Origin of the sequence: Streptomyces sp. NPDC048590 (assembly GCF_043199535.1) — a bacterium.
GTDB lineage: Bacteria > Actinomycetota > Actinomycetes > Streptomycetales > Streptomycetaceae > Streptomyces.
Window position 1 is genome coordinate 355,148 of record NZ_JBICWC010000009.1, and the last position, 19,882, is coordinate 375,029.

General features: G+C 71.7%; 22 protein-coding genes and 1 riboswitch. Of the genes, 11 read left to right on the top strand and 11 right to left on the bottom strand.

Annotated features, from left to right (window positions below):
- Positions 1-93 precede the first annotated feature (93 nt).
- The 4 genes from thiE to ACGFNN_RS26560 all read right to left on the bottom strand — a co-directional run bounded on the left by thiE (position 94) and on the right by ACGFNN_RS26560 (position 2,967).
- A complete protein-coding gene (thiE, locus tag ACGFNN_RS26545) occupies positions 94-765 on the bottom strand; it encodes a thiamine phosphate synthase (protein ID WP_393559553.1) in 672 nt (223 codons plus the stop codon).
- Between the two features lie 167 nt (positions 766-932).
- A complete protein-coding gene (locus tag ACGFNN_RS26550) occupies positions 933-1,298 on the bottom strand; it encodes an Rv2175c family DNA-binding protein (protein WP_104789789.1) in 366 nt (121 codons plus the stop codon).
- A 63-nt stretch (positions 1,299-1,361) separates the two neighbouring features.
- Positions 1,362-2,597, bottom strand: a complete 1,236-nt coding sequence (locus ACGFNN_RS26555) for an NAD(P)/FAD-dependent oxidoreductase (protein ID WP_393559555.1) — start codon at positions 2,595-2,597, stop codon at positions 1,362-1,364.
- Between the two features lie 28 nt (positions 2,598-2,625).
- The gene (locus ACGFNN_RS26560) at positions 2,626-2,967 is read right to left on the bottom strand and encodes a hypothetical protein (protein ID WP_393559556.1); all 342 of its coding nucleotides are present in this window, start codon (positions 2,965-2,967) and stop codon (positions 2,626-2,628) included.
- Positions 2,968-3,018: 51 nt separating this feature from the next.
- Positions 3,019-3,131, top strand: a riboswitch (TPP riboswitch).
- Between ACGFNN_RS26560 and thiO the strand changes: the two genes are divergently transcribed.
- From thiO to ACGFNN_RS26590, 6 genes are all read left to right on the top strand, one after another.
- Positions 3,129-4,337 (top strand): glycine oxidase ThiO, encoded by a 1,209-nt coding sequence (gene thiO / locus ACGFNN_RS26565; protein WP_393559558.1) that lies wholly within the window; start codon positions 3,129-3,131, stop codon positions 4,335-4,337. (Overlaps the previous riboswitch by 3 nt.)
- Positions 4,334-4,567 (top strand): sulfur carrier protein ThiS, encoded by a 234-nt coding sequence (gene thiS, locus ACGFNN_RS26570; protein WP_393559560.1) that lies wholly within the window; start codon positions 4,334-4,336, stop codon positions 4,565-4,567. The genes thiO and thiS overlap by 4 nt, the downstream gene beginning before the upstream one ends.
- Before the next feature lie 2 nt (positions 4,568-4,569).
- Positions 4,570-5,364 (top strand): thiazole synthase, encoded by a 795-nt coding sequence (locus ACGFNN_RS26575; RefSeq protein WP_393559562.1) that lies wholly within the window; start codon positions 4,570-4,572, stop codon positions 5,362-5,364.
- Between the two features lie 123 nt (positions 5,365-5,487).
- Positions 5,488-7,410 carry a Stk1 family PASTA domain-containing Ser/Thr kinase gene (gene pknB / locus ACGFNN_RS26580; RefSeq protein ID WP_393559564.1) on the top strand — a complete coding sequence of 641 codons (1,923 nt, stop codon included), beginning with the start codon at positions 5,488-5,490 and terminating at the stop codon, positions 7,408-7,410.
- A 24-nt stretch (positions 7,411-7,434) separates the two neighbouring features.
- A complete protein-coding gene (locus ACGFNN_RS26585) occupies positions 7,435-8,298 on the top strand; it encodes a deoxyribonuclease IV (protein WP_393559565.1) in 864 nt (287 codons plus the stop codon).
- A 69-nt stretch (positions 8,299-8,367) separates the two neighbouring features.
- The gene (locus tag ACGFNN_RS26590; RefSeq protein ID WP_393559567.1) at positions 8,368-8,880 is read left to right on the top strand and encodes a DUF4396 domain-containing protein; all 513 of its coding nucleotides are present in this window, start codon (positions 8,368-8,370) and stop codon (positions 8,878-8,880) included.
- A gap of 16 nt (positions 8,881-8,896) precedes the next feature.
- Here the strand turns inward: ACGFNN_RS26590 and ACGFNN_RS26595 are convergent, their stop codons facing one another.
- Entirely contained in the window at positions 8,897-9,529 is a 633-nt protein-coding gene (locus tag ACGFNN_RS26595; RefSeq protein ID WP_362670206.1) for a sulfite oxidase-like oxidoreductase, read from the bottom strand.
- 156 nt (positions 9,530-9,685) lie between these two features.
- Between ACGFNN_RS26595 and bfr the strand changes: the two genes are divergently transcribed.
- Positions 9,686-10,165 (top strand): bacterioferritin, encoded by a 480-nt coding sequence (gene bfr / locus ACGFNN_RS26600; RefSeq protein WP_362547481.1) that lies wholly within the window; start codon positions 9,686-9,688, stop codon positions 10,163-10,165.
- 52 nt (positions 10,166-10,217) lie between these two features.
- Here the strand turns inward: bfr and ACGFNN_RS26605 are convergent, their stop codons facing one another.
- Together ACGFNN_RS26605 and ACGFNN_RS26610 are read right to left on the bottom strand one after the other, a co-directional pair.
- Positions 10,218-10,487 (bottom strand): bacterioferritin-associated ferredoxin, encoded by a 270-nt coding sequence (locus ACGFNN_RS26605; protein ID WP_393559622.1) that lies wholly within the window; start codon positions 10,485-10,487, stop codon positions 10,218-10,220.
- 160 nt (positions 10,488-10,647) lie between these two features.
- A complete protein-coding gene (locus ACGFNN_RS26610) occupies positions 10,648-11,994 on the bottom strand; it encodes a class II 3-deoxy-7-phosphoheptulonate synthase (protein ID WP_393559569.1) in 1,347 nt (448 codons plus the stop codon).
- 104 nt (positions 11,995-12,098) lie between these two features.
- On the opposite strand from ACGFNN_RS26610, the gene ACGFNN_RS26615 reads away from it, so the two are divergent.
- Both ACGFNN_RS26615 and ACGFNN_RS26620 read left to right on the top strand, forming a co-directional pair.
- Positions 12,099-12,155 (top strand): trp operon leader peptide, encoded by a 57-nt coding sequence (locus tag ACGFNN_RS26615; RefSeq protein WP_124277238.1) that lies wholly within the window; start codon positions 12,099-12,101, stop codon positions 12,153-12,155.
- Positions 12,156-12,251: 96 nt separating this feature from the next.
- Complete coding sequence (locus ACGFNN_RS26620; RefSeq protein ID WP_393559571.1) at positions 12,252-14,216, top strand: anthranilate synthase family protein; 1,965 nt, start codon at positions 12,252-12,254, stop codon at positions 14,214-14,216.
- Between the two features lie 87 nt (positions 14,217-14,303).
- Here the strand turns inward: ACGFNN_RS26620 and ACGFNN_RS26625 are convergent, their stop codons facing one another.
- From ACGFNN_RS26625 to ACGFNN_RS26640, 4 genes are all read right to left on the bottom strand, one after another.
- The gene (locus tag ACGFNN_RS26625) at positions 14,304-15,308 is read right to left on the bottom strand and encodes a 2-hydroxyacid dehydrogenase (protein ID WP_362547472.1); all 1,005 of its coding nucleotides are present in this window, start codon (positions 15,306-15,308) and stop codon (positions 14,304-14,306) included.
- Positions 15,309-15,481: 173 nt separating this feature from the next.
- Positions 15,482-16,171, bottom strand: coding sequence for a response regulator transcription factor (locus tag ACGFNN_RS26630; protein WP_362547469.1), 690 nt, complete (start codon positions 16,169-16,171; stop codon positions 15,482-15,484).
- A complete protein-coding gene (macS, locus tag ACGFNN_RS26635) occupies positions 16,168-17,403 on the bottom strand; it encodes a MacS family sensor histidine kinase (RefSeq protein WP_393559573.1) in 1,236 nt (411 codons plus the stop codon). The genes ACGFNN_RS26630 and macS overlap by 4 nt, the downstream gene beginning before the upstream one ends.
- A 63-nt stretch (positions 17,404-17,466) precedes the next feature.
- Positions 17,467-18,216 (bottom strand): lysophospholipid acyltransferase family protein, encoded by a 750-nt coding sequence (locus ACGFNN_RS26640; protein WP_362547463.1) that lies wholly within the window; start codon positions 18,214-18,216, stop codon positions 17,467-17,469.
- A gap of 207 nt (positions 18,217-18,423) precedes the next feature.
- Between ACGFNN_RS26640 and ACGFNN_RS26645 the strand changes: the two genes are divergently transcribed.
- Together ACGFNN_RS26645 and ACGFNN_RS26650 are read left to right on the top strand one after the other, a co-directional pair.
- Positions 18,424-19,203: an alpha/beta hydrolase gene (locus ACGFNN_RS26645; RefSeq protein ID WP_393559575.1), complete on the top strand. Its 780-nt coding sequence runs from the start codon at positions 18,424-18,426 to the stop codon at positions 19,201-19,203.
- A complete protein-coding gene (locus tag ACGFNN_RS26650; protein WP_393559577.1) occupies positions 19,196-19,855 on the top strand; it encodes a hypothetical protein in 660 nt (219 codons plus the stop codon). The genes ACGFNN_RS26645 and ACGFNN_RS26650 overlap by 8 nt, the downstream gene beginning before the upstream one ends.
- The last annotated feature ends 27 nt before the right edge of the window (positions 19,856-19,882 follow it).

The window sequence follows — 19,882 nt, forward strand, 5'->3', positions numbered from 1 at the left end:
GCGTATTGACCGGAATGAGGTTGTTTTTGTCCACCCATCGGACACCGTCGAACGGGGGCGCACCGCCCGTGAGCGGTGCGCGGCCGGCGCCGCTCACCGTGCGCCGGGTGCGTCCCGGAGGTCGCGCTCGCGGATGCGCCGGGCGAGCGAGGCGGTCGCCGCGGCCGGGTCCTCGGCCTCGGTGATCGCCCGTACGACGACGATCCGGCGTGCTCCGGCGTCCAGCACCTGGTCGAGGTTGCTCTCGTCGATGCCCCCGATGGCGAACCACGGCCGGGAGGTGCCGAGCGAGGCGGCGTGGCGGACGAGGCCGAGCCCCGGGGCGTGCCGGCCGGGCTTGGTCGGGGTGGGCCAGCAGGGTCCGGTGCAGAAGTAGTCCACGCCCTCCTGGGTGGCGGCGGCGTCGACCTCCGCCTCGGCGTGGGTGGAGCGGCCGATCACCACGTCGGCGCCGATGACGGCGCGCGCGGCGGGCACGGGCAGATCGCCCTGGCCGAGGTGCAGCACGCCGGATCCGGCGGCGTGGGCGACGTCGGCGCGGTCGTTGACGGCCAGGAGTGCGCCGTGGCGCTCGCAGGCGTCCGCGAACACCGCGAGGTGTTCGAGCTCCTCCGCCGCCTCCATCCCCTTGTCCCGCAGCTGCACGATGTCGACGCCGGAGGACAGCACGGCGTCCAGGAACTCGGGGAGGTCTCCCTGCCGCTTGCGGGCGTCCGTGCAGAGATAGAGCCGGGCGCCGGAGAGCTGGGAGCGAGGCGTGGACATGAGGATTCCCCCGTGGTGACGTCGATGGATCACTGCTGCGGCGACGGTACCGGGGGCGCGGGAGGGTTGGGGACGACGGGGTGCGGGCCGTGTGCGGGACCCGCGGGTCGACGACGGGGTGCGGGCCGTGTGTGCACACGGCCCGCACCCCGCTCACGGTCGTCCCGTCAGACGGCGAGCGCCTGGGCCCGGCGCTTCACCTCCGTGCCGCGATTCTCGCTCAGGGCCTGCGCGGGCGTGCCCGGCAGGGTCGGGTCGGGAGTGAAGAGCCAGTCGAGCATCTCTTCGTCGTTGTAGCCGTCGTCCCTCAGGAGCGTCAGGGTCCCGGCGAGGCCCTTGACCACCTTGTTGCCGTCGATGAAGGCGGCAGGCACCTGGAGCGCCCGGTTCTCACCACGTCGTACGGCGATGAGCTGGCCTTCCTTGACCAGCTGCCGTACGCGCGTCACCTCGACATCGAGCATTTCCGCGATGTCGGGAAGGTGGAGCCAGGCAGGGACGAGAGCATCGATCTTTGCGTCAATCTCGGTCACAGGGACAAGCGTGCCATCCCGGACCGACAGCCGGTAGCCGGGCCGGGCGTACGGGGCCGTGGCCTACCCCTGGAGCACCGTGGATTTCAGCGGTACGGAGGAGTCGGCGGCCCGCGCCGGGTCGATCCGCGCTCCCGCTTCGATCAGCTTGCGTCCCTGGGCCAGGTCGCGTGGCCGGCTGACGGCCAGCAGTGCCACCAGGACACCCTGGCGCAGCCAGCACACGGTCCAGGACGGGTCGGCCGGATCGCCGCGCCACAGCAGGGTGTCGGCGGCGGCGTGATGTCCGGCGTACTGCACGAACCGCCCGAACTGCTCGGACCAGAAGTACGGCACCGGGTCGTACGTCCTGGCCACCCCGTCCGCCAGGGCGGCGGCGACCGCGCCGGGGCCCTGCAGGGCGTTGTCCCAGTGGTGGACCAGCAGCCGCTCCCCGTAGCGGGCCGAGGGGAAGGAGGCGCAGTCGCCGACCGCGTGGACGTCGGGGAGCGAGGTGCGCAGGGAGGCGTCCGCGGTGACCGAGCCGTCGGCGCCGAGCGCGATGCCCGAACCGGCGAGCCATCCGGTGGCGGGCCGGGCGCCGATGCCCACGACGACCGCGCCGGCGGGGACGGTCCGGCCGTCGGCCAGGTGCACGGCGTCCTGTTCGACGCGGGCGACACGCGCCCCGGTGAGGAGCACGGCCCCGCTCTCGGCGTACCAGCCGGCCATCGGGGCGGCCACCTCGGCGGGCATCGTGCCGGCGAGGGGCCGGTCGGCGGCCTCGACCACCGTCACCGCGCAGCCCGCGGCGCGCGCCGCCGTGGTGAACTCTGCACCGATCCACCCGGCCCCCACGACGACGATGTCGTGCTGCCGCTCCAGGACGGGGCGCAGCCGGGCCGCGTCGTCGACGGTGCGCAGCAGGTGGACACCCGGCACGCCTTCGGAACCGGGGAGCGCGACGGGCTCGGCGCCGGTGGCGAGGACCAGCGCGTCGTAGCGGACGGGGCCCTGGAGGGTGTCCAGTTCGTGCGCGTCGGCCCGCAGCCCCGTCACGTCGAGCCCCAGTCGCAGGGTGACGTCCAGGGCCTCGAAATCGACGTCGAAGGCGGAGTCCTCGGCCTTCCCGAGCAGGACCGCCTTGGAGAGGGGCGGCCTGTCGTAGGGCTGGTGCGGCTCGGCGCCGATCAGGGTGACCGGGCCGGCGAAGCCCCGTTCGCGCAGGGCGACGGCCGTCTGCACACCGGCCATGCCGGCGCCCACGATCACCACGCCGTGCGGCCCGTCCACCGCCGTACCCTCTGTCTGCTGGCTCACCTGTCCACCCTAGTCATGTGACGTTCCGTCAGTCGGCGAGTTCTTCGACCACGCTTGTGCCGCTCCCGGCCTGCGACTCCCATTCCCACGTCTCGTCCAGGCGGACCCGCCCGTCGGGGAGGTCCGTGACGGCGGAGACGCAGTGCCCGCCCGACGTCGTGCCGTCCCGCTTCAACTGGACGTAGCGGAAGTCGAGACGGTCCGCCTCCCTGGTGCCGACGAGGTGGCCGCGGACCACGTCGCCGCCCGCGTACTCGGCCCAGATCCGGCCCTCCTCCTCGTGGTACGTGAAGCGGGTGCCGGTGCCGACCTGGCCGGGGGCCTGGTCGGCGACCGGTGCGAGGACGAGTCCGTCGAGCGAACGGGCCATGGGGGCGGCTCCCTTACGGGCCGGGGCGGGCGGGGTCTAGGCTGGCCACCGTAAGACACTCGCGGGAGTCCGGACGCACCGGGCTGAGAGGGAGGCTGGACGGCCTCCGACCGTACGAACCTGATCCGGGTCATGCCGGCGAAGGGAGGGGCTGGACGCCCATGCGTATCTCCGCGGACACCTCCGACGTCCTGGTCGTGGGGGGCGGCATCATCGGTCTGGTGACCGCGTGGCGGTCCGCCCAGCGCGGCCTGTCCACGACCGTGGCCGACCCGGATCCGGGCGGCGGGGCCGCCATGGTCGCGGCCGGGATGCTCGCCGCCGTCACCGAGCTCCACTACGGCGAACAGATGCTGCTCGGCCTCAACCTGGCCTCGGCGGAGCGCTATCCGGCGTTCGTGGCCGAGCTGGAGGAGGCGAGCGGACAGGGGACCGGCTTCCGCGCCTGCGGGACCCTGGCGGTCGCGCTGGACGCGGACGACCGCGCACACCTGCGGGAGCTGCACGCGTTGCAGCTGCGTTCGGGGCTGGAGTCCGAGTGGCTCACCGGCCGCGAGTGCCGCCGTCTGGAACCGATGCTCGCCCCCGGCGTGCGCGGCGGACTGCGGGTCGACGGCGACCACCAGGTGGATCCCAGGCGACTGGCCTCGGCGCTGGTCACGGCGTGTGAGCGCGCGGGGGTGGTCTTCCGCCGGGCCTGGGCCGAGCGGCTCTCCGTCACGGGCGGCCGGGCGGCCGGGGTCGTTCTGACGGACGGTACGGAGCTGTCCGCGGGGCAGGTGGTGCTCGCCGGGGGCAGCCTCAGCGGGCGTCTCGGCGGGGTGCCCGAAGCGGTCCTGCCGCCGGTGCGGCCGGTGAAGGGCCAGGTGCTCCGGCTGCGGGTGCCGCCCGCGTACGCCCCCTTCCTGAGCAGGACCGTGCGGGCCGTCGTACGCGGGAGCCAGGTCTACCTGGTGCCGCGCGCGGACGGTGAGCTGGTGGTGGGAGCGACCAGCGAGGAGATGGGCTGGGACACCACCGTCACCGCGGGCGGTGTCTACGAGCTGCTGCGCGACGCGCACGAGCTGGTGCCCGGGATCACCGAGCTTCCGCTGACCGAGACCCGTGCGGGCCTCCGGCCCTCCTCGCCGGACAACGCGCCCCTGCTGGGCCCCACGGCGCTTCCCGGTCTGCACCTCGCCACCGGGCACCACCGCAACGGGGTGCTCCTCACCCCGGTCACCGGCGACGTGATGGCCCAGGTGCTGACCACCGGCGAGCCGCCCGAGGTGGGCCGTCCGTTCACGCCGTCCCGCTTCGCCCCGGCCGCCGGATCCCCCGAGCCCTCGCACTCCCCCGCCGTCACCACCCCGCAGGAGCAGCACGCATGACACAGCCCGTACCTCCCTCCGCCGACCTCGTGCAGGTGTCCGTCAACGGGGACCGGCGCTCGTTCCCCGCCGGTACCGCGCTGGACACCCTCGTCGCGGCGTTGACCTCGGCGCCGTCCGGGGTCGCCGCCGCGGTGAACGAGGCCGTCGTGCCACGCGGCCGGTGGTCGTCCACCGCGCTCGCCGACGGCGACCGCGTCGAAGTCCTCACCGCCGTCCAGGGAGGCTGACGGTGTCCGACGACCTCTTCTCGCTGGGCTCCGCGACCTTTTCGTCCCGGCTGATCATGGGGACCGGCGGGGCGCCCAGCCTCGACGTGCTGGAACGCTCCCTGATCGCCTCCGGCACCGAGCTGACCACCGTGGCGATGCGCAGGCTGGACCCGACCGTGCAGGGTTCGGTGCTCTCCGTGCTCGAACGCCTGTCCATCCAGGTTCTGCCGAACACCGCGGGCTGCTTCACCGCCGGGGAGGCCGTGCTGACGGCCAGGCTGGCCCGCGAGGCTCTGGGCACCGACTGGATCAAGCTGGAGGTGGTGGCGGACGAGCGGACCCTGCTGCCCGACCCGGTCGAGCTGCTGGACGCCGCGGAGATCCTCGTCGACGACGGGTTCACGGTCCTGCCGTACACCAACGACGACCCGGTCCTGGCCCGCAAGCTCCAGGACGTGGGATGCGCGGCGATCATGCCCCTGGGCTCCCCGATCGGCTCCGGCCTCGGTATCCGTAACCCCCACAACTTCCAGCTGATCACCGAGCGGGCCGAGGTCCCGGTGATCCTGGACGCGGGAGCCGGGACCGCGTCGGACGCGGCGCTGGCCATGGAGCTGGGCTGCTCCGCCGTGATGCTCGCCTCGGCGGTCACCCGCGCCCAGGAGCCGGAACTGATGGCGGCGGCGATGCGCCACGCGGTGGACGCCGGACGGCTCGCGTACCGGGCGGGGCGGATACCGCGCCGCCATTTCGCCGAGGCGTCCTCGCCGGCCGAGGGCAGGGCGGTGCTGGACCCCGAGCGTCCGGCGTTCTGACCCGGCGGAAGCCGTCCTTCCCGGTCACAGCACGTGCATACCTCTGTCACGGCTCGGCACCGGAGGGCCCCGGGGACTTCCCGTGGCACTCGGGCTGTCCGTGACAGCTCGTAGACTCGCCCCGTGGACACGACCCTCCAGGACCCCCTCGTCGGGCAGCTGCTCGACGGCCGCTACCGCGTCGATGCGCGTATCGCCGTCGGCGGGATGGCCACGGTCTACAGGGCCGTGGACACCCGGCTCGACCGTGTGCTCGCACTCAAGGTCATGCACCCCGCGCTGGCCACGGACGCGGCGTTCGTCGAGCGCTTCATCCGCGAGGCCAAGTCCGTCGCCCGCCTCGCCCACCCGAACGTGGTGGGAGTCTTCGACCAGGGCGCCCAGGGCGCCTACGTGTACCTGGCGATGGAGTACGTCGCCGGGTGCACGCTGCGCGACGTGCTGCGCGAGCGCGGGGCGCTGCAGCCGCGCGCCGCGCTGGACATCCTCGAACCGGTGCTCGCCGCCCTGGGCGCCGCGCACCGCGCCGGCTTCGTCCACCGCGACATGAAGCCGGAGAACGTCCTGATAGGGGACGACGGCCGGGTGAAGGTCGCCGACTTCGGGCTCGTGCGCGCCGTGGGGACGGCCACCGACACCACCGGTTCGCTGCTGGGCACGGTCTCCTACCTCGCCCCGGAGCAGATCGAGCAGGGCACCGCCGACACCCGCTCCGACGTGTACGCCTGCGGTGTCGTCCTCTACGAGATGCTCACCGGCGGCAAGCCGCACTCCGGGGACACCGCCGCCCAGGTCATCTACCAGCACCTCAACCAGGACGTCCCGGCGCCGTCGGCCGCCGTGCCGGGCCTGGCCGGAGGGCTGGACGAGCTGGTGGCGGCCTCCACGGCGCGCGATCCCGAGGCGCGTCCCGCCGACGCGGTGGAGCTCCTCGCGCTGTCCCGCCGGATACGCGCGGGCCTCACCGAGGAGCAGCTCGACGCGGTGCCCCCGCAGGCACTCGCCGAGGCCCACGACGCGGCCGAGGACCGCACGAGCGTGATCCCCCGGGTGATCCCGGCCGGCCAGGGCACGGCGCATCACACCAGCCGCCTGGAGATGCCGCCGTCCGGGCCCGTCGGGCCGGGGCGCGGCCGGCTCGGGTCCCTCACTCGCCGTGGCAGGCGTGGGATGGCGGCCGCCGCTGTCGCGGTGCTGCTGGTCCTGGGGCTCGGAGCAGGCGTCTGGTACATCAATTCCGGTCAGTTCACCCGGGTCCCCGCGCTCCTTGGCCAGACCCAGAGCGCGGCGGAGAAACGCCTCTCCCAGGAGGGCCTCGATCTCAAGGGGGTCGAGAAGGCCTGGAGCGACACGGTGAGGCGCGGCTCGGTGATCAGCAGCGATCCGGGCTCCGGTGAGCGGATCAGGGGCAACGACGCGGTGAAGCTGGTGATCTCGCGCGGCCCGGAGATCGTGAAGGTGCCGGATCTGGAGGGCCTCGCCCTCGGCGACGCCAGGCGGGAGCTGACCGGGGCGGGCCTCGCGCCCGGAATGGTGACCCGTGAGTTCAGCGAGGACGTCGACCGGGGCAGGGTGATCCGCACGGATCCCGGCACCGGCACCGAGCGCCACGCCGACTCCGCGGTCGCCCTCGTCGTCAGCAAGGGCTCCCCGGTGGACGTCCCGGACGTCACCGGTCTGTCCGTCGAGGACGCGAGGGCGGCTCTGGACGAGGCCGGTCTCGACACCGAGGTGCTGACCGACCGGGTCCACTCCCCCGAGGCCGCGGGCGACATCGCCCGGCAGAGCCCGGGCGGCGGGGCCGAGGCCGCGGAGGGCGACACCGTGGAGCTCACGGTCTCCGAGGGGCCGCGGATGGTCGCGGTCCCCGACGTCACCGGCCAGGACGTCGACGAGGCCCGGAGCACACTGGAGGAGGCCGGGTTCGAGGTCAAGGTCGACCGCCCCTTCCTCTCCTTCAGCGACACCGTCGGCAGTCAGTCGGTCGAGGGCGGCGAGAAGGCCGCGGAAGACTCCACGATCACCATCAGGACCAAGGGCCTGTAGACCCTTCGAGAACGGGCAGCACACATGCGCAACCCCATCGGTGGCCACGTACCCGTCGCCGGCGGACTGGCCAAGATCGGTCTCGGCTACGCCCGGGAGCTGGCGGCGGAGACCGTGCAGGTCTTCGTCGCGAACCCTCGCGGCTGGGCGACGCCCGCGGGGAACCCTGCGCAGGACGAGCTGTTCCGCTCGGAGTGCGAGGCACAGTCCATACCCGCGTACGTCCACGCCCCGTATCTGATCAACTTCGGCTCACACACCGAGGCGACGGTCGAGCGTTCGGTGCTGTCACTGCGGCACTCGCTGCGCCGGGCGAGGCAGATCGGCTCCCTCGGCGTGGTGGTGCACACCGGCTCGGCGACCGGGGGCCGCCCCCGCGAGACGGCTCTCGCCCAGGTGCGCGAGCACATGCTGCCCCTGCTGGACGAGCTGACCCATGAGGACGACCCGTTCCTGCTGCTGGAGTCGACGGCGGGCCAGGGCTCCTCGCTCTGTTCGCGGACCTGGGACTTCGGACCGTACTTCGAGGCCCTGGACTCGCACCCCAGGCTGGGCGTCTGCCTGGACACCTGTCACATCTACGCCGCGGGACACGACCTGGCCGGTCCGTCCGGTATGCGGCAGACCCTGGATCTGCTGGTGGAGACGGTGGGCGAGGGGCGGCTGAAGCTGATCCACGCCAACGACTCCAAGGACGTGGTGGGGGCCCACAAGGACCGGCACGAGAACATCGGTTCCGGGCACATCGGGGCCGCACCGTTCCGCGAACTGTTCGCGCACCCCGCCACCGAGGGGGTGCCCCTGATCATCGAGACGCCCGGGGGCAAGGCCGGGCACGCCGCCGACGTCATGCGGCTCAAGGAGCTCCGGGGCTGCCACCGACCGTGACCGGGAATACCCCACGGGGGTATCCAGTTTCCCGGGTGTCAGGAACCTTGCCGGACCTCGGGAGCCCTCATGCGGCACGACACGCCTCACGCATCCGACGCACATCAGGGACATCACTCCGGGGACCACACCCACGGCGGCGGGGGCTCCTCGTGGGCCGTGGCCGCACGCGCGACCCTGCACTGCCTCACCGGCTGTGCGATCGGCGAGATCCTCGGCATGACGATCGGGACCGCGCTGGGCTGGGACAACGTCCGGACCATGGTGCTCGCCATCGTCCTCGCGTTCCTCTTCGGCTACTCGCTCACCCTGCTCTCGGTGATGAGCTCCGGGCTGGGGCTGCGCCCGGCCGTCCGGATCGCACTGGCGGCGGACACCGTGTCCATCGCCGTGATGGAGCTGATCGACAACGGGGTGATCGCGCTGTGGCCCGGCGCCATGGACGCCCATCTCTCCGACGGGATGTTCTGGGCCGTGCTGGCCATCGCCCTGGCGGCGGCCTTCGTCGTCACGACACCGGTCAACAAGTGGATGATCGGCCGGGGCAAGGGCCACGCCGTCGTGCACGGACACAGCCACTGACCAGCGACTCCGGGCCTCAGAGCTCGGGGCCGTCCCCCGGCTCCTCCTGGTAGGAGTAGCGCTGCTCGCTCCACGGGTCGCCGATGTTGTGGTAGCCGCGCTCCTCCCAGAAGCCACGGCGGTCGGCCGTCATGTACTCGATGCCCCGGACCCATTTGGGGCCCTTCCACGCGTACAGATGCGGGACGACCAGGCGCAGCGGGAATCCGTGTTCCGCGGTGAGGAGTTCGCCGTCCTTGTGGGTGGCGAAGAGCGTCCGGTCCGACATGAAGTCGTCGATCCGCAGATTCGAGCTGAATCCGTACTCCGCCCAGACCATCACATGGGTGACCCCGGGTGCGGGCGGCGCCAGCGCCACCACCTCGCGGGCGAGGATCCCGCCCCATTCGGCTCCCAGCATGCTGAATTTCGTCACGCAATGGAGATCCGCGACGACCGACGAGAAGGGCAGTGCGGAGAATTCCCGGTGATTCCAGCAGTGTTTGTCGCCGTCGGCCGTGGCGCCGAAGACCCGGAACTCCCAGCGGTCCGGTTTGAACTTCGGCACGGGCCCGTAATGGGTGACCGGCCAGCCACGCTGCAGCCTCTGCCCCGGCGGAAGCGCGGACTGCTCTGCTGTGCCGCTTTCCCGGCTCTCCGGCTGACCCATGCCTCCATGGTGACAGACAGGCAGGGGTGGTCATGACCAGGGGAAGCGTCGATCAGGTCAACTCGTACTAAGCGTGCACTTACTGGACGGTCGGGTGGCCCGATGCGAGGATGCGCGCAAACATGCCCAGTTCACCGGTTGGAAGGAGCCTCTGCGATGCAGGGCGACCCCGAGGTCCTCGAGTTCCTCAACGAGCAGCTGACGGCCGAATTGACTGCCATCAATCAGTACTTCCTGCACGCGAAGATGCAGGAGAACTTCGGCTGGACGAAGCTCGCCAAGTACACCCGGGCCGAATCGTTCGACGAGATGAAGCACGCGGAGATCCTGACCGACCGGATCCTGTTCCTCGACGGGCTGCCCAACTACCAGCGGCTCTTCCATGTGCGGGTCGGCCAGACGGTCACCGAGATGTTCCAGGCCGACCGGCAGGTCGAGGTGGAGGCGATCGACCGTCTCAGGCGGGGCATCGATGTGATGCGCGGCAAGGGTGACGTCACGTCCGCGAACATCTTCGAGTCGATCCTGGAGGACGAGGAGCACCACATCGACTACCTCGACACCCAGCTGGAACTCATCGAGAAGCTCGGCGAGCCCCTCTACATCGCCCAGCTGATCGAGCAGCCCGAGAGCTGATCCGCGGGCCCGTCCGGCGATGGACGGCCCCCGGCGGGGCCGCGCGGGCGGCTCAGGCGGCGTCGGAGAGCCTGACCTCCGGCGTGGCCCCCAGGGCGGCGGGCGCGCCGACCGGGGCGCCCGCCGGCGCCTTGCGGCCCTCGACGAGCTCGCGGCGCGGGCAGTCGCCGCGGCCGAGCAGCGCCTGGATCCTGCGGACACAGCCACCGCAGTCGGTGCCGGCCTTGCAGGCGGAAGCGATCTGGCGGGGCGTGCACGCTCCGCCGTCCGCATGCTTCTTGACCTGGTCCTCCGTGATGCCGAAGCAGGAGCAGACGTACACGCGGTTCACCTCCCGGCGGATCGATCGCTGCGCCATCCCGATCATTCGGTGAGGCTAACCTAACCTTACCCATGACGGCGCGCGCGCAAAAGCCCCGGTACGCCTGTGGGGCACGGATCACATCGATCCGTGCCCCACAGGCGTGTATGGCGGGTGATCCCTACTGGTCGCGGTACATCTCGGCGACGAGGAAGGCCAGGTCGAGGGACTGGCTGCGGTTGAGGCGCGGGTCGCAGGCGGTCTCGTAACGCTGGTGCAGGTCGTCCACGAAGATCTCGTGGCCGCCGCCGACGCACTCGGTGACGTCGTCACCGGTGAGCTCGACGTGGATGCCACCGGGGTGCGTCCCCAGCTGCTTGTGCACCTCGAAGAAGCCCTTGACCTCGTCCAGGACGTCGTCGAAGCGGCGCGTCTTGTGGCCGGAGGCCGCCTCGAAGGTGTTCCCGTGCATCGGGTCGGTCACCCAGACGACCTTCGCACCGGACGCGGTGACCTTCTCGACCAGCTCGGGGAGCTTGTCGCGGACCTTGTCTGCGCCCATGCGGACGATGAACGTCAGCCGGCCGGGCTCGCGCTCGGGGTCGAGGCGGTCGATGTAGCCGAGGGCCTCGTCGACGGTGGTCGTCGGGCCGAGCTTGATCCCGATGGGGTTGCGGATCCTGGAGGCGAACTCGATGTGCGCGCCGTCCATCTGGCGGGTGCGCTCGCCGACCCAGACCATGTGGCCCGAGGTGTCGTAGAGCTGCCCGGTACGCGAGTCGGTGCGGGTGAGCGAGGACTCGTAGTCGAGGAGCAGGGCCTCGTGCGAGGCGTAGAACTCGACCGCCTTGAACTCGGCCGGGTCCGTGCCGCACGCCTTCATGAAGTTGAGGGCGTTGTCGATCTCGCGGGCCAGTGCCTCGTAACGCTGACCGGACGGCGAGGACTTCACGAAGTCCTGGTTCCAGGCGTGCACCTGGCGCAGGTCGGCGTACCCGCCGGTGGTGAAGGCGCGGACCAGGTTCAGCGTGGACGCGGACGCGTGGTACATCCGCTTGAGCCGCTCGGGGTCCGGGACACGGGCCGCCTCGGTGAACTCGAAACCGTTGACCGAGTCGCCGCGGTACGTCGGCAGGGTCACGCCGTCGCGGGTCTCGGTCGGCTTGGAACGCGGCTTCGAGTACTGCCCGGCGATGCGGCCGATCTTGACGACCGGCACGGAGGCCGCGTACGTCAGGACGGCGCTCATCTGGAGCAGCGTCTTCAGCTTGGCCCTGATGTGGTCGGCGGAGACGGCGTCGAATGCCTCGGCGCAGTCACCACCCTGCAGCAGGAACGCCTCGCCCTCGGCGACGGCTCCCAGGCGGGCGCGCAGTTGGTCACACTCGCCGGCGAAGACGAGCGGGGGATACGACTCGAGGTCCGCGAGTACGTCGCGCAGAGCCTCGGCATCGGGGTACTCGGGCTGCTGCGCCGCGGGAAGGTCTCGCCAGGTGTGGCCACCGGCGACGGAGGTATTGGCGTTCACGGTCACCTTGACAACACTACGGGGTCCGGGGGGCCGCCCCGTCCGCGCGCTCAAGAAATGAGACACGCGCTCGTTTGCCCACTTCATCGGCTAGGGTACGTGGCATGTTCGCGCAGACGACTCAGAACTGGTGGTGGACCGCTCATCCGGCGGCCCGCTGACACATCGCGCGTACAGACTTCGCGAAGGCCGCCCGAGGGGCGGCCTTCTCTGCGTTTCACAGCCGGAAGCCGTTCCTCCCCCAGGAAGGAACGCCCATGCAAGACCGCTCAGCCGGTCCTCTCTCCGCCCTGCTCCGTGACGACGCCCCGCCTTTCGCCCTGCTGCGCAGGCGGACCCCGGGCCGGGACCACGACACCGTCGAGCTGCTGACCGGCGCGGTGCGGGAGGTGGAACGGCTCGCCGACATCCCCGTGGGCGACCTGCCGTCGCTGGCCCTCGTGCCGTTCCGGCAGATCGCCGAGCGCGGCTTCGACGTCCGGGACGACGGGACCCCGCTCTCCGTGCTGGTGGCCGAGGAGGTGCACGAGCTGCCGCTGGCCGAGGCGCTCGCACAGCTGCCCGATCACGGGGTCCGGGTGGAGGGCGGGGCCTTCGACGTCCCCGACGAGGCGTACGAGGACATCGTCCGGCAGGTGGTCGAGAATGAGATCGGCCGCGGCGAGGGCGCGAACTTCGTGATCCGCCGGACCTTCACGGGTGAGATCCCCGGGTTCGGCAGGGCGGACGCGCTGGCGCTGTTCCGGCGGCTGCTGGAAGGCGAACGCGGGGCCTACTGGACCTTCGTCGTCCATACGGGTGGCAGTGAGCCCGTCGTCCACACGGATGGCAGTGAGCCCGGAGGGCTCTCCCTTTCGGGGCGGCGGCGGGCGACGGGTGGGAGGACCCTGGTGGGCGCGAGCCCGGAGGTCCATGTGCGGATGTCGGGCGGCACGGTGGTGATGAATCCCATCAGCGGGACGTACCGCTACCCGGCCGGAGGGCCGACCGCGGAGGGGCTGCTGGAGTTCCTGGACGACCGCAAGGAGACCGAGGAGCTCTCCATGGTGGTCGACGAGGAGCTCAAGATGATGTGCACCGTGGGTGACATGGGCGGCGTGGTGGTGGGCCCCCGGCTGAAGGAGATGGCCCACCTCGCGCACACCGAGTACGAGCTGCGCGGGCGCTCCTCGCTCGACGTCCGCGAGGTCCTGAGGGAGACCATGTTCGCCGCCACCGTCACCGGGTCCCCGGTGCAGAACGCCTGCCGGGTGATCGAGCGGTACGAGCCGGGCGGCCGCGGGTACTACGCGGGGGCGCTGGCCCTGGTGGGCCGGGAGCCCGGCGGCGCGCAGACCCTGGACTCGCCGATCCTGATCCGTACCGCCGAGGTCTCGGCGGCCGGACTGCTGCGTGTGCCGGTGGGGGCGACGCTGGTGCGCCACTCCGATCCGGCCGGGGAGGTGGCCGAGACGCACGCGAAGGCGGCGGGAGTCCTCACGGCGCTGGGGGTGCTGCCCGGCCGGCCCGCTTCCCTGGCGCAGAGCCCCCGCCTGGCCTCCGATCCCAGGGTGAGGGCCGCCCTGGACGGCCGGCGCGGCGGGCTGGCCCCCTTCTGGCTGCGGATGCAGGAACGCACCCGGGAGCTGTCGGGCCGGGCTCTGGTGGTGGACGCCGAGGACACGTTCACGGCGATGCTGGCACATCTGCTGCGCTCGTCGGGGCTGTCGGTGTCCGTGCGCCGGTACGACTCCCCTGATCTGCGCGATGCCGTGCTGGCCCACGAGGGCCCGGTGATCCTCGGACCGGGGCCCGGCGATCCGGGGGATCTCACGGATCCGAAGATGCGGCTGATGAGGGATCTGACGGCCGGACTCGTGCGGGAGCACCGGCACGGCCTCCTCGGGGTGTGCCTGGGCCACGAGCTGATCGCGGCGGAGCTGGGGCTGGAGATCGCGCGGAAGGCCGTCCCGTACCAGGGCGCGCAGACGAGGATCGAGCTGTTCGGCAGGCCGGAGACCGTGGGCTTCTACAACAGCTTCACCGCGCTCTGCGACGACTCCGCGGCCACGGAGCTGGGCGCCCACGGCATCGAGGCGAGCCGCGACGAGGAGTCCGGGGAGCTGCACGCACTGCGGGGCAGCGGCTTCGCCTCGGTCCAGTTCCATCCGGAGTCGGTGCTGACGCTGCGCGGTGCGGCAATCGTCACGGAGCTGCTGGCCGCGCTTCCGGTGGCCGGCTGAGACCGGCGGTGGCGGCACATGCCGGATCGACGGCTTCGCCTTCTTGAAGGACCACGCCGGCCCTCCCCCTGTTCCGAACGGGAGAACTCAGGGGGAGGGCGGCGCCGGGACGAGGAAGTTGTCGCCGCGGCGGCCGGCCAGGTAGTCGGTGACGTTCTGCACGGTGGCGTCGATGATCTGCCCCACGGCGTCACGCGTGTAGTAGGCCTGGTGCGAGGTGACGATGACGTTGGGGAAGGTGACGAGCCGGGCGAGGGTGTCGTCGTCGATGCCCTCCACGGACTTGTCGACGTAGAAGAGCCCTGCCTCCGCCTCGTAGACGTCGAGCCCGACGCCGGTGAACCGGCCGGCCCGCAGCTCGGTGACGAGGGCGCCCGTGTCGATCAGGCCGCCACGGCTGGAGTTGACCAGGATGGCGTCGTCCTTCATCACGGACAGTGCTTCGGCACCGATGAGGTGCTGGGTGGCGGGGAGCAGCGGGACGTGGAGGCTGATCAGGTCGGCCTCGGCGAAGAGCCGTTCCTTGTCCACGTACGTCATTCCGAGCGCGGTGCAGGCGGGGTTCTCGGCGACGTCCCAGCCGAGCAGGTTCATGCCGAAGCCGTGCGCGATCCGGGTGAAGGCCTCGCCGATCTTCCCGGTGCCGACCACTCCGGCGGTGCGGCCGTGCATGTCACGGCCGAGGAGTCCGGCGAGCCGGAAGTCGAAGTCCCTGGTCCGGCTCACCGCGCGGACGATACGGCGGTTGACGGCCATGGCGAGTGCCCAGGCGAACTCGGCCACCGAGTAAGGCGAGTAGTACGAGACACGGGCGACCTGCAGGGCCAGCCGCTCGGCGACGGCGAGGTCGATGTTGTTGAAGCCGGTGGAGCGCTGGGCGATCATCTGTGTGCCGCCCGCGGCGAGGGTCTGGAGGACCTTGCCGCCGAGATCGGCGTTGACACTGGTGGAGACGATCTCGTGGCCGGCGGCGATCGGGGCGGTGTCCTCGGTGAGGAACACATCCAGGCAGCGGACGTCGTGTACGCCTTCGAACGCCTTCTCGATCAGCGGCTTCTCGTCGGACTGCACACCGAATGCCAGGATTTCCACGACGTCTCCCGGGTCAGGGGGCGGGGCCGGTCCTCCGCGAATATACGGCCCGCACCGCCCTCGCGCCGCTCGGAACGGGCCCACCGGGACGCCGCTCCGAGCGCCACCGCCCCGGGCCCCGTCGGGGACGGCTCCTCGCCCGGTACGCCCCTCGGTTCACGGAGCGGTCCCCGTCAGCCCTCGTCGAGGCCGGTCTCGATGGCGTACCGCACAAGCTCCACCCTGTTGTGCAGCTGGAGCTTGCCCAGGGTGTTCTGAACATGGTTCTGCACCGTGCGGTGCGAGATGACCAGCCGCTCCGCGATCTGCTTGTACGAGAGCCCCTTGGCGACGAGCCGGAGGACCTCGGTCTCCCGGTCGGTGAGCTGCGGGGCCTTCGGCCGGTCCGGGGCCGCGGGGGCCGGGTCGGAGGCAAGCCTGCGGTACTCGCCGAGGACCAGCCCGGCCAGGCCGGGGGTGAACACCGGGTCACCGGCCGCGGTGGCCCGCACCGCGTCGGTCAGTTCCCGGGTGCTGGCCGACTTGAGCAGATAGCCGGTGGCTCCCGACTTCACGGCCTCCAGCACGTCGGCGTGCTCACCGCTGGCGGAGAGCACCAGGACGCGCAGGCCCGGCAGGGACCCGACGAGCTCCTTGCAGACCTGGGCGCCCGGCATTCCGGGGAGGTTCAGGTCGAGCACCAGGACGTCGGGCCCCGCCGCCCTGGCCCTGCGTACGGCTCCGGGGCCGTCGCCGGCGGTCGCGACGACGTCGAATCCCGACTCCGCGAGGTCGCGGGCGACCGCGTCGCGCCACATCGGATGGTCGTCCACGACCATGACCTTGATCCGGTCCTCGGACTGCTGCGTGTGGTCTGTACTCATCGGGCCGATCCTGCCTTCCCCCGTGAAACCTTCGGAACCTTCAACTCGACCTCGGTGCCCTGTCCGGACACCGAGATCAGCTCTGCCGTGCCGCCCAGGTCGCGCAGCCGTCCCCGGATCGAGAGGGCGACACCGAGCCGGCCCTCCCCCTCCGCCTGGTCGAGGCGGCCCTCCGGGATACCGGGGCCGTCGTCCCGCACCGTGACGATCACCGTGTCCGGCTCGTCCTCGACCAGGATCCAGGCCCGGGCGTCCGGCCCCGCGTGGACCCGGACGTTGTCGAGCGCGGCGCTCACCGCGGCGGCGAGCTCGCGCGCCGCCTCCGTGGCGAGCGGCACCGGGGTGCCGGGCTCCGAGAAGGTGACCCGGGAGCCCGCGTGCGGGGCGAGCAGCGCGCGCAGGTCCGTCTCGGTGCCCGAGGTGCCGTCCGTGTCGTCGGAGTCGTCGGTGTCGACGGCCCGGACAACCGCGCCCTGGCCGCTGTCCTCGGAGAGCCGGCTCGTGGGCACCAGACCGGTGGAGACCAGGGTCCGCAGGGCGACCTCCTGTTCCCCGGCCATCCGCCCGAGTTCGGCGGCCTCGCCGCCGAGGGCGGTTCCGCGTCGCTGGACCATGGCCAGGACCTGGAGGACGCTGTCGTGGATGTCGCGGGCGAGCCGCTCGCGCTCCCGGGTGGCCGCCTCGATCTCCAGGGCGCGGGCCAGGGTGCGCTCGCTGGCCCGCGCGACCTCTACGACGTACCCGATCGCGATCGAGGCCACCCAGACCAGCAGGACGTTGTGGAAGGTGTCCCTGCTGGGCTCGCCGCGCTCGACGATGTTCGCCGCGGCAACGAGGGTGGAGGCGAAGGCCGCCCAGCGCCAGCCGCCCTTGAGCGCGAAGGCGAGGACGGAGCCCGCGGTCCAGATCGACGGAAGCGTCGGGCCGTCGGAGTGCTGGGCGTCGAGGTCGGCCAGCGGGGTCAGCAGGATGCCGGTCAGGGCGACCGCGAGATCGAGGCCGAGAAAGCGCTTGGTGCAGCTCGCCGCACCCGCCACCCTGCGGAGGGTGACCAGCGTCCAGAGGGCGAGGAAGCTGAGGAACGCCGCGGCGATCCAGGGGCGCTCGTACTTCTCGGCGCCGAAACCGGCGAGCAGCGCCGCGTAGATCAGTGTCAGTACGCGGTACGCGGTCAGCGCCCGCCACAGCGGTTGCTCGACCGACATCCGCACGACCCGTTCACGCCTGGTCATGTCCCCCGTGTCCTCCCCCGGTGTCCCTGCCATGGTGCCCGCTGCGGACACCCGGCGGCACGTCTACGCGCCGGACTGCCCGGTGCCCTTCTTCCTGGCCTCCTCGGCGGCCTGCCGCTTGCTCTTCGCCTCCTCGGCGATCTGCCGCTTGGCCGCGGTGGCGTAGATGTCCACGTACTCCTGGCCGGAGAGCTTCATGATCTCGTACATGACCTCGTCGGTGACCGAGCGCAGGATGAAGCGGTCGCCGTCCATGCCCTGGTAGCGGCTGAAGTCGAGCGGCTCGCCGATCCTGATGCCCGGCCTCATCAGCTTGGGCATCACCTGGCCGGGAGGCTGGATCTTCTCGGTGTCGATCATGGCCACGGGGATGACGGGGGCGCCGGTGGCCAGGGCCACCCGGGCGAGGCCACCGGGCTTGCCCCGGTAGAGCCGCCCGTCGGGCGACCGGGTGCCTTCGGGGTAGATGCCGAAGAGCCCGCCGCTCTCGATCACCTGGATTCCGGCCCTGATGGCCGCCTCACCGGCCCCGCGGCCGCCGGAGCGGTCGACGGGAAGCTGGCCCACGCCCTTGAAGAAGGCGGCGGTGAGCTTTCCCTTCACCCCGGGTGCGGTGAAGTACTCCGACTTGGCGATGAAGGTCACCTTGCGGTCGAGGACCGCCGGGAGGAAGAAGGAGTCGGAGAAGGACAGGTGGTTGCTCGCGAGGATCGCCGGCCCGTGTGCGGGGATGTTCTCCAGGCCCTCCACCCACGGCCTGAAGGCGAGCTTCAGGGACCCGCCGATGGAGAACTTCATTGCGCCGTAGATCAACTCTGGTGCCTCCTGTGTGCCGTCCGACAGACCTTAACCCGTGGCGCCGTGACCTCCCCCGTCGCCCGGGAGCGGCGTCCGTCCCCGGACGGGGCCTGGAGTCACGGCCGCACGGGCGGTGACGGCCCTGGTCGGTGTCGGCCCGGTCGCGTACGGTGAGGTAATCCTTTCGCGCACCCCGCCCCGCTTCATGAACAGGAGACCCCGGTGCCGGTCCTCCCTGGAGCCGAGCCGTTCCGCCACGAGGGCGGAGAGGTCGGCGTCCTCCTCTGTCACGGATTCACGGGTTCCCCGCAGTCCCTGCGGCCCTGGGCCGACTCCCTGGCCGCACGCGGACTGACCGTCTCGCTCCCGCTGCTGCCCGGACACGGCACGCGCTGGCAGGACATGGCGGTCACCGGCTGGCAGGACTGGTACGCGGAGGTGGACCGGGAGCTGCGGGCGCTGCTGGCCCGTTGCGAGCGGGTCTTCGTCCTCGGTCTCTCCATGGGCGGCGCCCTGGCGCTGCGTCTCGCCGCGAAGCACGGGGACGAGGTGTCCGGCCTGGTGCTGGTGAACCCGGCCAACAAGGTGCATGGCCTGTCGGCGTACGCCCTGCCGGTCGCCCGGCATCTGGTGCGGACGACGAAGGGCCTGGTCGGCGACATCGCGCTCGAAGGGGCCGAGGAGGTCGGGTACGACCGGGTGCCGCTGCACGCCGCACACTCCCTGCGGGGTTTCTTCCGGCTGGTCGACACCGATCTGCCGCAGGTCACCCAGCCGGTGATGCTCCTGCACAGCCCGCGGGACCACGTCGTGCCGCCGGCCGACTCGGCGCGGATCCTCAGCCGCATCTCGTCCCGGGACGTCGAGGAGATCCTCCTGGAACAGAGCTACCACGTGGCGACGTTGGACCATGACGCGGAGCGGATCTTCGAGGAGAGTTACCGGTTCATCGACCGCATCGCAGCCGACGCCGGCAGAAAGGGGAGCACGTCCGGTGGCTGAGCACGACGCGGATCGCGCGGGAAGTGACGAGGAGCGCGAGCCGCGCCCCACGGAGGGAACGCCTGTTCCCGAGGGCGCGGAGCGGGCCGAGCCCCTCGACGAGGCGGCGGCCTGGGAGGCGATCGTCGCGGGATACGGCGAGGAGCCGCCGGACCCGCCGGGCGCCAAGCCGTTCAAGCCCGTCGAGGACCTGGCGCTGCTGGAGGAGGACCAGCTCAACGTCCTGGACCCGGCACCGGACTCCGGTACGGGTGACGACGCGGACAAGGGCATGAGCGGGAAGGCGGGCGGGGCGGAGAAGAAGCCGCTCGGCGGTTCCGTCGTCTTCGCCCCGGGGGTCGCGGGACCTCGCGACTACGACCTCGCGGAGCCGTCGGACGGCGACGATCCCGACGACAGCGAGGAGGGCCACTTCGTCCCGCCGGAGCCGCCTCCCCTGCCGGAGGCCGACGTGACGGCGAAGTTCGGCTGGCTCGCGGTCGTCGGCGGGCCGGTGCTGATGCTGCTCGCGGTGCTGATGCAGTGGGAGATGACGTGGTGGCTCACCACGCTCTGCATCGGCGGATTCCTGGGCGGTTTCGTCACCCTGGTGGCGCGCATGCCGGACGACGACGAGGAGGACGACAACCCGGGGCGCGGCGCGGTCGTCTGACCCCACCGCGTGTCGCGGGCGTCCCGG

What these genes read in the sequence shown, in the direction of transcription:
- thiE (WP_393559553.1), bottom strand. Translation starts at nt 765, where the DNA reads ATGTCCACGCCTCGCTCCCAGCTCTCCGGCGCCCGGCTCTATCTCTGC.
- ACGFNN_RS26560 (WP_393559556.1), bottom strand. Translation starts at nt 2,967, where the DNA reads ATGGCCCGTTCGCTCGACGGACTCGTCCTCGCACCGGTCGCCGACCAG.
- thiO (WP_393559558.1), top strand. Translation starts at nt 3,129, where the DNA reads ATGCGTATCTCCGCGGACACCTCCGACGTCCTGGTCGTGGGGGGCGGC.
- thiS (WP_393559560.1), top strand. Translation starts at nt 4,334, where the DNA reads ATGACACAGCCCGTACCTCCCTCCGCCGACCTCGTGCAGGTGTCCGTC.
- ACGFNN_RS26585 (WP_393559565.1), top strand. Translation starts at nt 7,435, where the DNA reads ATGCGCAACCCCATCGGTGGCCACGTACCCGTCGCCGGCGGACTGGCC.
- ACGFNN_RS26590 (WP_393559567.1), top strand. Translation starts at nt 8,368, where the DNA reads ATGCGGCACGACACGCCTCACGCATCCGACGCACATCAGGGACATCAC.
- ACGFNN_RS26595 (WP_362670206.1), bottom strand. Translation starts at nt 9,529, where the DNA reads ATGGGTCAGCCGGAGAGCCGGGAAAGCGGCACAGCAGAGCAGTCCGCG.
- bfr (WP_362547481.1), top strand. Translation starts at nt 9,686, where the DNA reads ATGCAGGGCGACCCCGAGGTCCTCGAGTTCCTCAACGAGCAGCTGACG.
- ACGFNN_RS26620 (WP_393559571.1), top strand. Translation starts at nt 12,252, where the DNA reads ATGCAAGACCGCTCAGCCGGTCCTCTCTCCGCCCTGCTCCGTGACGAC.
- ACGFNN_RS26630 (WP_362547469.1), bottom strand. Translation starts at nt 16,171, where the DNA reads ATGAGTACAGACCACACGCAGCAGTCCGAGGACCGGATCAAGGTCATG.
- macS (WP_393559573.1), bottom strand. Translation starts at nt 17,403, where the DNA reads ATGACCAGGCGTGAACGGGTCGTGCGGATGTCGGTCGAGCAACCGCTG.